Consider the following 12,650-nt stretch of genomic DNA (forward strand, 5'->3'; position numbering starts at 1 on the left):
TCACGGACCGTCGTCGGCCGCGCCGGGTCACGGAGCGTCGTCGGCCGCGTTCCACATCGTCGCAAAGTTGGCCTCGTACTGGTCGTACAGAGAGCCGACGTTCGTCTTGATCATCGCTTCGTCGTTGCGACGCAGGGAGGTCTGGTTGAAGTTCGGGCTGCCGGTCAGCACCCAGCGGGCGTGCCGGTCGGCACCGTAGTCGCCCTCCAGCAGCAGGTACTTCGAGTGGATGCGGCCCGCCGTGCCGCCGTCGAGAGCGCGCAGCGTGATGTTCGGATGCGACTCCAGCACCGCGCGGACCTCGTCGTCGAGCAGGCCGTGCACGATGTCGACCCGGCAGCCCCGGCCGGCCAGTTCCGCGAGCCGCTCGGCGATCCCGATCCGGTAGACGTCCCATTCGGACATCCCGATGCGGATGGTCGTCGGCGTGCGGCACCCAGCCACGGCGAGGAACTCGACGATCGGGTCGCGCTCGGCGAAGGGGTGGAAGTAGGCCGTCACCGAGCCGCCCCGCATCCCCGTCCGCGTCACGTGCGCGTAGTCGCCGGTGGCCGCACGTGTTCGTCAGCGCTGGACACCAGCTGCTGCGGCGGTCGAACTTCTCCCGGCGCGCGATGCGGTCCGCCACGGACGGGAATCTCCAGCGGCTGCGGCCGGAGGTGCGCGTGCAGCCGATCCTGCCCGGACTGCGCTTCCACGACCTCCGGCATAGCCACAAAACCTGGATGATCGCCGACGGCATCCCCGAGGTCGCACAGTCACGGCGGCTGGGGCACCGGATTCCCGACGAGATCCGCGACGTCTACTCCCACGTCGCCGCCGAAGTCGAGGCCCGCCTGCTGGACAGCCTGGAACGCCGCTGGCACGACGCCATCGCCACCGTGCACGACCAGCACGGGCCGGTGATCACGCAACCACTGTTGCTCGCCGCCTGACACCCGGACGACACGTGGCCCGCTGCCCGTCCGGCAGCGGGCCACCGTCATATCCGGATCTCGTCGAGCGTCGTAGGCGTCGCCACACGGCCGGATCGCACCCGAACCACCGCCAACCGGTCCCAACCGCCCAGCTAGCCCGTCAGCCGGGCGCAACGGCGCCGATCCGACCGCTGCCGGCACGGAGCCGAATCGGGTTTCGGGCGCTTCGAGCAGGTTCAGGTCAGTTGGTCAAAGAGCGGCCGAGCAGGAGCGGTTAGGCGACCCCATTTGCCGCAGGAAGCATGATCCACTCCAGAATCGCTCCTGCACGCGCCTGTTGATCTTGAAATCGACGAGGCTGAGCGACCACGATGGAAACACGAAAAAGCCCGCTGACCTGGGCTTCCACCCAGAGCCAGCGGGCTCCCACAGACCGTCGGGCTGACAGGATTTGAACCTGCGACCCCTTGACCCCCAGTCAAGTGCGCTACCAAACTGCGCCACAGCCCGGCCATCGTCTCCCCGAGGGGCGGCGACGGGGGATAGCTTATTACGGACCGCACACAGCCCGGTAGCGGGGTGCCCTCAAGTCGCTGGCCTGCGAGGATCCGTGGGACCGCACCCCCAGGACGGTCCCACGTCCCCCCAGCCGAGGGCGGCCAGTGCCCCGAACCGTGGACGAACCTACGTCCCGGCCGCGCCCCAGGGACGGTCCCACACCCCGAGAGCCGCCCGGGCCGTGAGCGAGCCCGCGTCCCCGCTCGTGCACGGCCGCACCCCACGACGTGTCCCACGCCCCGAGGGCCGCCCCGGCCGTGAACAATCCCGCGTCCCCACTCGTGCACGGCCGCGCCCACGACTTCTCCCACGCCCCGAGGGCCGCCCCGGCCGCGGACGGACCCGGGAGGACCCGCGGCCCCGCCCGCCCGGCGGAAACCAGCGCCTCAGACGTGCGCGGCCAGCCGCTTCTGGAGATCCGGCGCCTCGGCCAACGCCTCCTGCACCCAGGTCGCCGCCAGGCCCGTGAACAGCTCCCTCGGCGCGGCCGACCAGTCGAGCGGCCCGAAGGGCGGCTCGGGGTCGTACTCGACTCCGAACTGCAGGATCTTCGCGACGTCCTCGTTGCTGAAGCGCGACGCCAGGTGCAGGGCCATGTCGATACCCGCGGAGACGCCCGCCGCGGTCAGTACCGCGCCCTCGTCGACCCAGCGGCGCTTCACGGGCGTCGCGCCGAACTCGCGCAGCGCCTCCAGGAACGACCAGTGCGTGGTGGCCTCCCGGCCCTCCAACAGGCCGGCCGCGCCCAGGATCAGCGCGCCCGTGCAGACCGACGCCGTCACGGTCGCCTGCGCAATCGCCGAGCGGACGTACTCCAGCAGCCGCTCGTTCGTCAGCGCCCGCAGCGTGCCGGCCTGCCCACCGGGCACCACCAGGGCGTACGGCGCCGGCACGTCATCAAAAGTGCGGTCCGCGCCCAGCGACACGACCGCGTCCGTGGCGACCGGTTCCAGCGTCTCGGCCACCACCGCGGTCTCGAACGACGGGTCGGCCTGCCGCAACGACGCCAGGACCTGGAGCGGGCCGATCAGGTCGAGGGGCGTGAGCCCGGGGTACAGCAGGAAAGCGATCGTCTTCATGCACCGCAGCCTGGCCTGCGCGACGGCCCGATCGGCCCCGGATGTCCGAAAACCTGGGATCGTCGTCGCACGGACGGCTACCCTTGCGCCATGCGCCGGATGGTCATCGTCGGGTACGAGGAAGCCGCTCTGCTGGACATCGCGTGCCCGGCGGACGTCCTCGACGCCGCCAACCGCTACGGCGCCACCCCGGCCTACGACGTCACCCTGGCCAGCCTCGACGGCCGCCCGATCCGCTGCCAGAACACCCTCACACTGGCCGCCCAGGCCCGGCTCGACCGGCTCCGCGGCCCGGTCGACACCCTGATCGTCGCGGGCGGCACGGGGCACGCGAAAGCCGCCGCGGACGTCAAGCTGACCACCCACGTGCGCCGGGTCGCCGCGACGGCCAGGCGCGTCGCGTCGGTCTGCACGGGAACCTCGGTGCTCGCCGCGGCGGGCCTGCTCAACGGACGGCGCGCGACCACGCACTGGATGTGGGCCGGCATGCTCGCCCGGCAGTACCCGGACGTCACCATCGACCCGGCGCCGCTGTTCATCCAGGACGGCAACGTGCACACCGCGGCGGGCGTGACGAGCGGCCTGGACCTCACCCTGTCGTTCGTCGAGGCCGATCACGGGCCCAGCCTGGCGCGCGAGGTGGCGCGCGGACTGGTGACGTACCTGCAGCGGCCGGGCAACCAGGCGCAGGTGAGCATGTTCCTCGCCGCGCCGCCGCCCGAGCACCGCCTGGTGGCCGACCTGGCGGCCCACATCACCGCGCACCCGGACGGCGATTTGTCGACCCGGACGCTGGCGGAGCGGGCAGGGTTGAGCGAACGGCAGCTGACGAGGTTGTTCCAGGAGCACCTCGGGACGCCGCCGGGCCGGTTCGTCAGACGGACGCGGACCGAGGCCGCGTCCCAGTTGCTGGCCACCACCGACCTGCCGCTGACCGCCGTCGCACGGCGGTGCGGGTTCAGCTCGGCCGAGACGCTGCGGCAGGCGTTCGTGGAGCTGTGCGGGACACCTCCATCGGCGTACCGCCGGGTGCACCGGCGGGCCGGAGCCGCCTGAGACCCGCTACGTCAGTTCCCCGGCCAGGGACGCCCGCCCAGACGTTCCGCCATCCGGTACGACTCGCGGACCTCCGCCCAGGCGTGTGCCGACAACCCACGCTGGTACTCGTCGAGCGCGTCGGCCACGGAGCCACTCGCATCCCGCAACGCCGTCAACAGCAGGCTCGCGTCCCGCAGCGCTGCCAGCGTGCCACTGCCGGCGGGGAACATCGCGTGCGCGGCGTCGCCGAGCAGGGACACCGGTCCGGCCGGCCAGCAGTCGCGTGGAAGGGACGTCCGCAGGGGCAGGAAAACCAGCGACGGCACCGAGACGCCCGCGATGATCTCACCGAGCACCGGGTGCCAGTCCCGGCTCTGCTCGCGCGCGACGGCGAGCAGGGTCTCGCCGTCCGCCCTGGCCAGGTCGTCCGGCAGGTGCCCGGCCGGCGCGGTCAGTCCCCACATCAGGTAGTTCCCGGTGTCCCGGAACCGCACGTCGAACCCCAGCCGCGCGGCCACCCGGTCCGGGTCGTCGCGGAATTCCTGCCACCCCAAGGCCATGCTGCGGCTCTCCGGCCCGGCGACGATGGCGAACCCGCCTGCCATCGCGTCCGGCAGGGCGGAACGGCGGGCGGCGGTGAGCGGTGTCTTGCCGTAGATCAGCCGCAGACCACTGTCGAACACGGGCGCGTCGGGGAGCAGCCGGCCGCGCACGGCCGAGTTCGCGCCGTCCGCCCCGACCAGCACGTCGCCCTCGGCGGCCGAGCCGTCCGCGAAGTGCGCCCGCACCCCGGCCTCGAGGAGCTCGTAGGAGGTGAAGGCCTTGCCGTAGTGGATGATCCGGCCGAGCCCGGCGGTCAGCACTTGGCGGAAGGTGAGCCGGTCGACCACGGCGTCGTCGGTGACCGGTTCCTGGTAGCGCTCCTGGTAGCCGGCATCGTCGAGCGCGACGAGCTGTTCGGTCATCAGCAGCGGCGGGCCGCCGGGCAGTCCGCTGGTCTCCCGGTACAGGCGGTGCACCGGCCGGGGCAGGCAGTCCCGCAGCAGGTGGTCGGCCTCCGGATCGAGGTGGATCCGGTAACCCTGACCGCGGGCGAACGGGTGCGGGTCGCGCTCGTACACGGCGACGTCGATGCCGGCGGCGTGCAGGCTCTGCGCGAGGGTCAGCCCGCCCAGGCCAGCGCCGACGATGATCACGCGGCAGCTCATGGCATGGCTCCTTCGAGAACGTGCTCGGGTGGCGTACGGCCTCAGGTCGTCGGGCGCTCTCCTTCCTCCTCGGCGAGGAAATCCCAGTTCAGGGCGCCGGAGGTGAGGTCGGCGACCAGCGACTCGACCCACACCAGCTCGGCGTGGCACAGCGCCCGCCGGTACTCGTCGTCCAGGAGCACCGCGCGTGGCAGCCGGTCCCGGACCCGGGACAGCTGGGCGTCCAGTTCCGCGACCCGGCCGGCCAGGCGCGCGGCGCGGAACTCCAGACCCGCCAGCCGGTCCGGCGCCTCCAGCACGTAGCAGCAGGTGAGGGCGGCGGCGAAGGCGTCCGCGCTGCGCGCGTCGGCCAGCAGGTCGCGCACCCAGTCGCGCAGCTCCCGCTCGCCCTCCTCGGTGATCCGCAGGACGGTCCGCTCCGGGCGCTGCCCGTCCCGCACGGTCTCCACGGGCTCGGCCCAGCCGGCGCCGGTCAGCCGGTCGACCGCGTGGTAGAGCCCGCGGGGCAGCCCGGACAGGAAGTCCCACCGCCGTTCCCGGATGGTGCGCAGCATGTCGTACGGGTGCGTGGGGCCTTCGGTGAGCAGCGCGAGCGCCGCCACCGCGACCAGGTCGCGCGCGGTCGTCCGACGGCTGGGCATGGATGTCTCCCCCTTAGTGCGTGAGGCACTAGTGCTTCACGCACTATACCCGATCAACGCCGATGTGGGCCGTAGTGATCGGTGCGGCGGGCGGGGGTGGGCACGGCCACGGTGCGGGGTCGGCGGCGACGACTGCCTGCGGCGGACCGGCCTGCTGGGAGTGGGCACCACGCCGCGAGCGGGCGTTACCGAATCTCTACAGTAGGGCCTGATGCGCAAATACCTGTGGCTGGTCCCGGTGCCCTGTGCGGTCTGGCTCTTCTTCGCGGTGCAGGGCATGATGCACTACCTGCCCACCCGCCCCCAGATCGACCTCGAGGTCTACCGCTACGGCGTGCAGGCCTGGTGGGACGGCCGCGACATGTACGGCACGCTGCCGGAGGTCGCCAACGGCGCGGAACTGCCGTTCGTCTACCCGCCGTTCGCCGCGCTGCTGCTGTCGCCGCTGGCGATGCTGCCGTGGGACGCCTCCGTGGTGACCCTGTACATCCTCAACGGCCTCAGCATGTTCGTCACCGTCTACCTGGTCGCCCGCGCGGTCCGGCCGCAGCTCGGGCGGGACGGGGGCGTCGCCGTCGCGTCGGTCGTCCTCCCGCTGACCGTCTTCCTCGAGCCGGTGAGCCAGACGTTCGGCTTCGGGCAGGTCAGCATCATCATGATGGCCCTGGTCACGATCGACTGCCTGGCCGGGCGCACCCTCTGGCCGCGCGGCTTCGGCATCGGGCTGGCGGCGGCCCTCAAGCTCACCCCGGCCGCGTTCGTGTTGTTCTTCCTGATCCGCCGCGACTACCGGTCGGCCATCACCTCGGCCATCACGTTCGGCGTCGCCACCGTGATCGGGTTCGTCGCGGACTTCGGCGGCTCCATCCACTACTGGTTCCAGGGCGGCCTGAGCGGCGGCGGTGTCAGCGGCACCGCGTTCGCCACCAATCAGGCCATCGAGGCGGTCATCGTGCGCACCGGGCTGAGCGGCGCGGCCGAGAAGGCCGTGTGGATCGTCCTGGTGCTCGGCCTGCTGGCGCTGGTCGCGAACGCGATGCGCCGCGCCGAGCCCGCACTCGCGTTGATGGCCAACGCCGGCCTGGCTCTGCTCGTCTCCCCCACCTCATGGTCGCACTACTACGTGTGGGTGGTCCCGGCGCTGGTAGTGGTGCTCGGTGTCACCGTGCGCCGCGCGCTGGAACGCTCCTGGCTCGCCGTGGCCTGGTTCGCCTGGGGGGCGCTGACCGCGGTGTTCTTCGTCTGGGCGCCGTTCCACAACCTGCCGGAGACCGACTTCCCGGTCGTGCACCGGGATTGGACGTTCCCCGAGCAGCTGTCCGCCGCCACCTACGTCCTGGTCGGCGTCGCCCTGCTGCTGGCCTTCGCGATCCCCCGCCAGAAGGCCCGCGAGCTGTCGATGCCGGTCACGCCCGCAAGGCGCCCCGCCGGCGCTGCCAATCGGTGACCGCCCCACAACCGGCCGCCAGTTCGGCCCGCAGCAACGCCTCCTGCTGAGCCGCGACCTCGTCACCCAGCAGCTTCGCCACGCGGTCCAGCCCGGACAGCGCCTCCCACGGCGCCTCCGGCAGCGCGCCCAGCACCTCCCCCGGGGGCGGCAGCGGCAGCGCCTCCTCGATGCCCGCCCGGCCCGCCGCGAGCAGCGCCGCGACCACCAGGTGCGGTTGCGCGTCGGCGCCGGCGAACCGGAACTCCAGCCGGAGCGACGCGTCCCGACCGGCCACGCGCACCGACGCCGTCCGGTCGTCGACACCCCACCGCAGCTCCCGCGGCGAGAACGGCGCCGTCCGCAACCGCACGTAGCTGTTCCAGGTGGGCGCCCACACCGGCGCGAGCGCCGCCGCGTTCCGCAGCACCCCGGCGAGGAACGACGCCATCACCGGCGACAACGCGGTCCCGTCCCCCGACGCGGGCTCCCCCGCCACCGTGGACAGCGACAGGTGCACGTGGCACGAACACCCCTGCCCCGGCTCCGGCGCCGCCAGGTAGGCCGCGGACACCCCGTGCTCCGCGGCCACCGACCGCACGATCAACTGCTGCAACAAGGCGTCGTCACACGCGGCGAGCGCATCCCGGTGCCGCAGCACGATTTCGTACTGCCCGGGATGGCACTCGGCGCGCGCGGACTCCACGCCCAGCCCGGACCGCTCCAGCGCCACCCGGAGATCGCGCAGCAGCGGCCGCATCCGCTCGGTCCCACCGACGGCGTAGTCCACCCCGTGCGTGCTCAGCGGCCCGTCGGCGTCGCTGAACACGACCTCGTGCTCGAGCCCCGCGGACGGCACGTACCCGAGCGATTCCAGCGCCGTCAGCTGCTCGGTCAAGACCCGGCGCGGAGCTGCCCGCGCCGGTTCGCCGTCCGGCCACTCGACGTCGCACACGATGCCGCACACCCCGTCCGGCAACGCGGTGATCGTCGCCAGATCGGGCCGCATCCGCAGGTCGCCGTAGCCGTCGACGTAGCGGGCCAACGGGCTGTCCGCGCCGAGCGGCAGCGCCTCCCGCTCGACGTCCCAGGCGAAGACATACGTGCAGATCCCGTAGCCGCCGGTGAGCACCTCCTCGGTCACGAACCGCCCGGACAGCTCGACCGCGGCGAACCGGGCGTGCGGGTCGGGCACCAGCAGCAGCACCCGCGGCACGTCGCCCCGGTCCAGCGCCGCGCGCATGCCCCGCGCGGCCGCCTCCCGCTCGGCGAGCGTGCGCGGCCCGACCGGGCGCGGCGCTCTCACCACGCCCCCGCCGGGTCCGGGGCGTGCAGCGGGTTCGGCACGCGGCCCCACCGCACGTCGAACTCGTCGTCGCGGTCGACCTTGTCGAACCCCTGCCCGGCCAGGTGTTCCCGGTTCAGCGTGACCCGCTCGACGTCCGGCGCGAACAGCAGGCACCGGTCGAACCGCTCGGCCACGTCCGGGTTCTCCGCGCGGTAGCGGCCGACGACCTCGCGCACCAGCTCCCAGAACCGCGCCCGCGGGAAGGCCAGGTCGTCGAGCAGGATCTCGGCCCAGAACCGCAGCTGCCCGGAGAACACCGAGCTGAACAGCGACTGCGCGAGCAGGTGCGCCGGCCAGCGCAGCATCTCGTCGGCGGCCTCCGGCGCGAGCAGCCGGTAGCAGTCGAGGTCCTCGTCGAGCAGGTCGACGCCCTGCGCGAAGTCCTTGATCGCCACGCGCAGCGGCCGCCCGTGCTCGTCGACGATCAGGATCAGGTTCTGGCCGTGCGGACAGAACCCGACGCCGTAGCGCAGCAGCCACTGCAGCAGCGGGGTGAGCAGCAGGTCGAACACGGTGCCGAGCCAGCGTTCCGCGCCCCAGCCGGAGCGCTCGATCAGCCCCGTCACGACCGACGCGCCGTCCGGGTCGCGGTAGGGCAGCGCGGCGAACGAAATCGCCTGCTCCCCCTCGGCCAGCCGCGACAGCAGCGGTTCGCGCCAGAGCGCGCCGAGCGTTTCGTGGAACCGGTACGGCAGCTCGTCGATGGCGCCGAACAGCGGGTGCTCGACCGACACGCTCGCGACCTCGCCGAGCAGCTCGAACCGGTACTTCTCGGTGAGCAGCGGATCGGCCGCGCCGACCCGCTTGAGCCAGCTCGTCACCGCGGGCCCGGCGAGCGTCGCGCCGGACGCGAGCCCGCGGTAGACGAGCGTGTTGCGCACCGAGACCGCGGTCTTGACGTCGTGCCGGTCCGGCCGGGACACGTTCGCCAGCGTCCGGACCGTCTGATGTGGACGGTAAGCGTCCCGCGACTCGCCCAGTTCGATCACGACCCCGGTCGCGAGTTCACCGGCGTAGAGCGTGCCGAGGACCTCGTCCGCCTGCCACGGGTGCACGGGCACCCACACGTACTCCGCCGGATCGGCGATGCGGGTGAACTCGGCGCGCTGGTCGTCGTCCAGCTCCCCGGCGAACAACCGGTCGGCCGAAAGCTCTTCGACGCAGCGGAACCGCGCGTGGTCCCGGTGCACGGCGAACCACCGCAGCCGCACGTCGGCCCCGGCCTCCGGCGCGTACCGGGCGCGGTCGTCCGCGGAGAACCCGACCCGGCCCTTGTTGAGCACCAGCCGCGGATGCCCGGTCAGGTGCCCGTCGGCGAGGTTGTAGTCCATCGTGGACAGTTCCGCGGCGCTGGGCGCGCGGCGCAGGCGGGCGGCCTCGTTGGTCACCGTGGCCGTCAGCTCGGCCAGCACGTCCGCCAGCCGCAACCCGGACAGGCCCAGCTCCTTGCGGGCGTCCACCACCAGCACCCGGGGATCCGTCGCCGGTTCGCTGTCCCGCAACGCCGACCCGGGCTCCACCGTCCACGATTCGAACGCGCCGCGCCGGGCCCGGAACTCGTAGGTCACCTCGGGCAGCTTCAGCCGCCACAGCCTGCGCTCCTCGTCGTCCGCGGGCTCGGGGCGGAACAGGCCTTCGTAGGACAGTTCGCCGAGCATCTTGTGCACGACCAGCGTGCCGGCCGCGCGCCACGCCTGGGCAGTTTCCACGCTCACTCCTCCAACCCGAACCGCGTGAACGCCGTGCGACACGGCAACCGGTAGACGGTGCGGCCGCAGACCGCGTTGACGATCGAGGCGGCGCGCCACGCCGCCAGCCCGAGGTCCGGCGCACCGACCCCGTGCGTGTGTCGTTCCGCGTTCTGCACGAAGATCGCGCCGCCGATCTCCGGCGCGAGCCGCAGCCGGTAGTCGCGCTCGACGACCGGGCGGCCGCTGCCGTCCCGCGCGACCGCGTCCGCCAGCGGCCCGAGCACCCCGTCCAGCGGCCGCTCCCGGTAACCGGTGGCGGCGACGACCGCGTCGGTCACCCAAGTCGCGGTGCTGCCTTCCTGCCGGTGCCGCAGGCCCAGCGCGATCCGCTCGCCGTCGCGCCGCGCGGACACCACCTCCACGCCCGGCGTCAGCGTGACGCCCGGCCAGCCGCCGCCGACCGAGCGGCGGTACAGCTCGTCGTGGATGTCGGCGATGGTGTCGGCGTCGATCCCCTTGTACAGCTGCCACTGCGCGGGCAGCAGCCGGTCGCGCTCGGCCTCCGGCAGCCGGTGGAAGAAGCGCGTGTAGTCGGGCGTGAACTGCTCCAGCCCGAGCTTGGAGTACTCCATCGGCGCGAACGACACCGTCCGCGTCACCCACCGCAGCCCGTCCGGTTGCTTGCGGTGCCGCAGCAGGTCCAGGAACACCTCCGCGCCGGACTGGCCCGAGCCGACGACCGTCACCGCGGGCAGCACCAGCAGCCGTTCCCGCTCGGACAGGTACTCCGCGGAGTGGATCACGGGCACGTCCGGATCGCCGGCGAGCGCGCGCAACGGTTCCGGGACGCGGGGTTCGGTGCCGATGCCGAGCACGACGTTGCGCGCGCTGATCTCCCCGGCGGCCGAGCGCAGCCGGAACAGCCCATCGCGCCACTCGATCCCGGTGATGTCGGTGCCGAACCGGCAGCTGTCCAGCCGCTGCGACACCCAGCGGCAGTAGTCGTCGTACTCCGCGCGCGGGATGTGGAAGCGTTCGGCGAAGTAGAACGGGAACAGCCGGTCCTTGGCGCGCAGGTAGTTCAGGAAGGACAGCGCGCTGGTCGGATCGGCCAGCGACACCAGGTCGGCCAGGAACGGCACCTGCAGGGTCACGCCGTCGAGCAGCAGGCCGGGGTGCCAGCGGAACTCCGGGCAGCGGTCGTACAACGCGACGGTCAGGTCCTCGACCGGCTCGGCGAGCGCGGCCAGCGACAGGTTGAACGGGCCGATCCCGACCCCGGCCAGATCGACCGGAGTCACCGCAGGACCACCTCGGCGGGCTGCGCCGCGGCGGCCGCGACCACCGACTCCAGCAGCGGCCGGTAGTCCTCGGCGCTCGCGTGCGGGTGCAGCAGGGTCAGCTTGAGCCACACGCCGTCGGACATCGTTGCCCTGCCGACGATCGCGGTGCCCGCCTCCAGCAAGGTGCGGCGCACCCGCGCGACCAGTTCGTCGTCGGCGTCCACCGGTTTGAACAGCACCGTGGACAACGTCGGCGCACCCCACAGCCGCAGGCCCGGGTGCCGCTCGATCATGGCCGCGACTTCGGCCGCGGTGGCGCAGCAGTGCTCGACGAGCGCGCCCATGCCGTCGATGCCGAGCGCCCGCAGGGTGACGGCCATCCGGAACGCGTCAGGGCGGCGGGACGTGCGGATCGAACGGCCGAGCAAGTCCGGCAGCCCGGCCTCGGTGTCGTCGTCCGCGTTGAGGTACTCGGCGCGCACCGACAACGCCGACAGGTCCGCGGCGTTGCGCACCGCGAGCAGGCCCGCGGAAATGGGCTGCCAGCCGAACTTGTGGGCGTCCAGCGCGACGGAGTCCGCTTCGCCGAGGCCGTCGAGCAGGGGCTTCAGCTTCGCGCTGCACAGGGCGAGTCCGCCGTAGGAGGCGTCGACGTGCAGGCGCGCGCCGTGCCGACGACACACTGCCGCCAGCTCGCGCAGCGGGTCGATCTCGCCGGTGTCGGTGGTGCCCGCGGTGGCGACCACGACCGCGGGCGAGCCGAGTTCGCGCAGGGTCTCCTCCAGCGCGGCCGGGCGCATGCGTTCGCCGTCGCAGTCCACCAGGACCGGCGCGGGCAGGCCGAGCAGCCACGCCGCGCGGGCGACGCTGTGGTGCGCGTTGCGCCCGCACACCGGGCGGACGGCCGGCTCCGGCTCGCGCGCGAGCAGCAGCCCGAGCAGGTTCGACTCGGTGCCGCCGGTGGTGACGACGGCGTCCGGCGCGGGGGCGTCCGGGTAGCAGAGCCGCGCGATCAGGGTGACCAGCTCGCGTTCGATCTCGCTCGCGACCGGGGCCTGGTCCCACGAGTCCATCGACGGGTTGAGCGCGCTCGCCACGACGTCGGCGGCCACCGCGACGGCGAGCGGCGGACAGTGCAGGTGCGCCGCGCACGCCGGGTCGGCGGGGTCGACCGAGCCCGCGGCCAGCAGCCGGGACATCTCGGAAAGCGCTTGCGCGGCTCCGACACCGGTGGCCCCGGCCAGCGGTTCCGCGCCGGTCAGGGCCGCCACCCCGGCCGCGACGGCAGCCGGCCCGCCCGCCGGGCCCGGTCCGCCGCGTTCCGCCGCTCCCGCGCCCATCGCGTCGAGGACCAGCGGGATCAGCTCGGCCAGCCGCCGGTGTCCCGCGCGGCCACCGGCCAGCCCGGCGCTCTCCGGTATCGATTCGCCCACTCACCGCTCCTTAGGTATGCCTACGCTA

11 protein-coding genes and 1 tRNA gene are annotated in these 12,650 nt (G+C 73.0%); 3 read left to right on the forward strand and 9 right to left on the reverse strand.

What is annotated here, in order from left to right:
* Window positions 1–27: 27 nt before the first annotated feature.
* Complete coding sequence (locus AMY39116_RS43440; protein ID WP_051123586.1) at window positions 28–531, reverse strand: phospholipase D-like domain-containing protein; 504 nt, start codon at window positions 529–531, stop codon at window positions 28–30.
* Between the two features lie 26 nt (window positions 532–557).
* On the opposite strand from AMY39116_RS43440, the gene AMY39116_RS0322910 reads away from it, so the two are divergent.
* Window positions 558–935 carry a tyrosine-type recombinase/integrase gene (locus AMY39116_RS0322910; RefSeq protein WP_020419967.1) on the forward strand — a complete coding sequence of 126 codons (378 nt, stop codon included), beginning with the start codon at window positions 558–560 and terminating at the stop codon, window positions 933–935.
* Window positions 936–1,353: 418 nt separating this feature from the next.
* Here the strand turns inward: AMY39116_RS0322910 and AMY39116_RS0322915 are convergent.
* A tRNA-Pro gene (locus tag AMY39116_RS0322915) sits at window positions 1,354–1,427 on the reverse strand.
* A 434-nt stretch (window positions 1,428–1,861) separates the two neighbouring features.
* Window positions 1,862–2,554 carry a DJ-1/PfpI family protein gene (locus tag AMY39116_RS0322920; RefSeq protein WP_020419968.1) on the reverse strand — a complete coding sequence of 231 codons (693 nt, stop codon included), beginning with the start codon at window positions 2,552–2,554 and terminating at the stop codon, window positions 1,862–1,864.
* A 90-nt stretch (window positions 2,555–2,644) separates the two neighbouring features.
* Here AMY39116_RS0322920 and AMY39116_RS0322925 point away from each other — a divergent pair, with 90 nt between their 5' ends.
* Window positions 2,645–3,610 (forward strand): helix-turn-helix domain-containing protein, encoded by a 966-nt coding sequence (locus AMY39116_RS0322925; RefSeq protein WP_020419969.1) that lies wholly within the window; start codon window positions 2,645–2,647, stop codon window positions 3,608–3,610.
* An 11-nt stretch (window positions 3,611–3,621) separates the two neighbouring features.
* Here the strand turns inward: AMY39116_RS0322925 and AMY39116_RS43445 are convergent, their stop codons facing one another.
* Together AMY39116_RS43445 and AMY39116_RS0322935 are read right to left on the reverse strand one after the other, a co-directional pair.
* Window positions 3,622–4,800, reverse strand: coding sequence for an NAD(P)/FAD-dependent oxidoreductase (locus tag AMY39116_RS43445; RefSeq protein ID WP_020419970.1), 1,179 nt, complete (start codon window positions 4,798–4,800; stop codon window positions 3,622–3,624).
* A 41-nt stretch (window positions 4,801–4,841) separates the two neighbouring features.
* Window positions 4,842–5,441 carry a PadR family transcriptional regulator gene (locus AMY39116_RS0322935; protein WP_020419971.1) on the reverse strand — a complete coding sequence of 200 codons (600 nt, stop codon included), beginning with the start codon at window positions 5,439–5,441 and terminating at the stop codon, window positions 4,842–4,844.
* Between the two features lie 211 nt (window positions 5,442–5,652).
* On the opposite strand from AMY39116_RS0322935, the gene AMY39116_RS0322940 reads away from it, so the two are divergent.
* A complete protein-coding gene (locus AMY39116_RS0322940; protein WP_020419972.1) occupies window positions 5,653–6,888 on the forward strand; it encodes a glycosyltransferase family 87 protein in 1,236 nt (411 codons plus the stop codon).
* Here the strand turns inward: AMY39116_RS0322940 and AMY39116_RS0322945 are convergent.
* Genes AMY39116_RS0322945 through AMY39116_RS0322960 form a run of 4 tightly spaced genes read right to left on the reverse strand, consistent with a single transcriptional unit; the run spans window position 6,848 to window position 12,622 of the window.
* The gene (locus AMY39116_RS0322945) at window positions 6,848–8,176 is read right to left on the reverse strand and encodes a glutamine synthetase (protein WP_027936157.1); all 1,329 of its coding nucleotides are present in this window, start codon (window positions 8,174–8,176) and stop codon (window positions 6,848–6,850) included. The genes AMY39116_RS0322940 and AMY39116_RS0322945 overlap by 41 nt on opposite strands.
* Window positions 8,170–9,873 carry an IucA/IucC family siderophore biosynthesis protein gene (locus AMY39116_RS0322950; RefSeq protein WP_369794335.1) on the reverse strand — a complete coding sequence of 568 codons (1,704 nt, stop codon included), beginning with the start codon at window positions 9,871–9,873 and terminating at the stop codon, window positions 8,170–8,172. Before AMY39116_RS0322950 ends, AMY39116_RS0322945 begins: the two co-directional genes overlap by 7 nt.
* A 53-nt stretch (window positions 9,874–9,926) precedes the next feature.
* Window positions 9,927–11,207 (reverse strand): lysine N(6)-hydroxylase/L-ornithine N(5)-oxygenase family protein, encoded by a 1,281-nt coding sequence (locus AMY39116_RS0322955; protein ID WP_020419975.1) that lies wholly within the window; start codon window positions 11,205–11,207, stop codon window positions 9,927–9,929.
* Window positions 11,204–12,622 carry a pyridoxal-dependent decarboxylase gene (locus tag AMY39116_RS0322960; protein WP_020419976.1) on the reverse strand — a complete coding sequence of 473 codons (1,419 nt, stop codon included), beginning with the start codon at window positions 12,620–12,622 and terminating at the stop codon, window positions 11,204–11,206. Before AMY39116_RS0322960 ends, AMY39116_RS0322955 begins: the two co-directional genes overlap by 4 nt.
* Window positions 12,623–12,650 lie beyond the last annotated feature (28 nt).

The sequence above is a fragment of the Amycolatopsis sp. ATCC 39116 genome (assembly GCF_000231075.2).
Lineage (GTDB): Bacteria > Actinomycetota > Actinomycetes > Mycobacteriales > Pseudonocardiaceae > Amycolatopsis_E > Amycolatopsis_E tucumanensis.

Excerpts from the sequence above, each read along its gene's own strand:
- AMY39116_RS0322920 (WP_020419968.1), bottom strand. The coding sequence starts at position 2,554 with ATGAAGACGATCGCTTTCCTGCTGTACCCCGGGCTCACGCCCCTCGAC.
- AMY39116_RS0322925 (WP_020419969.1), top strand. The coding sequence starts at position 2,645 with ATGCGCCGGATGGTCATCGTCGGGTACGAGGAAGCCGCTCTGCTGGAC.
- AMY39116_RS43445 (WP_020419970.1), bottom strand. The coding sequence starts at position 4,800 with ATGAGCTGCCGCGTGATCATCGTCGGCGCTGGCCTGGGCGGGCTGACC.
- AMY39116_RS0322935 (WP_020419971.1), bottom strand. The coding sequence starts at position 5,441 with ATGCCCAGCCGTCGGACGACCGCGCGCGACCTGGTCGCGGTGGCGGCG.
- AMY39116_RS0322940 (WP_020419972.1), top strand. The coding sequence starts at position 5,653 with ATGCGCAAATACCTGTGGCTGGTCCCGGTGCCCTGTGCGGTCTGGCTC.
- AMY39116_RS0322950 (WP_369794335.1), bottom strand. The coding sequence starts at position 9,873 with ATGCTCGGCGAACTGTCCTACGAAGGCCTGTTCCGCCCCGAGCCCGCG.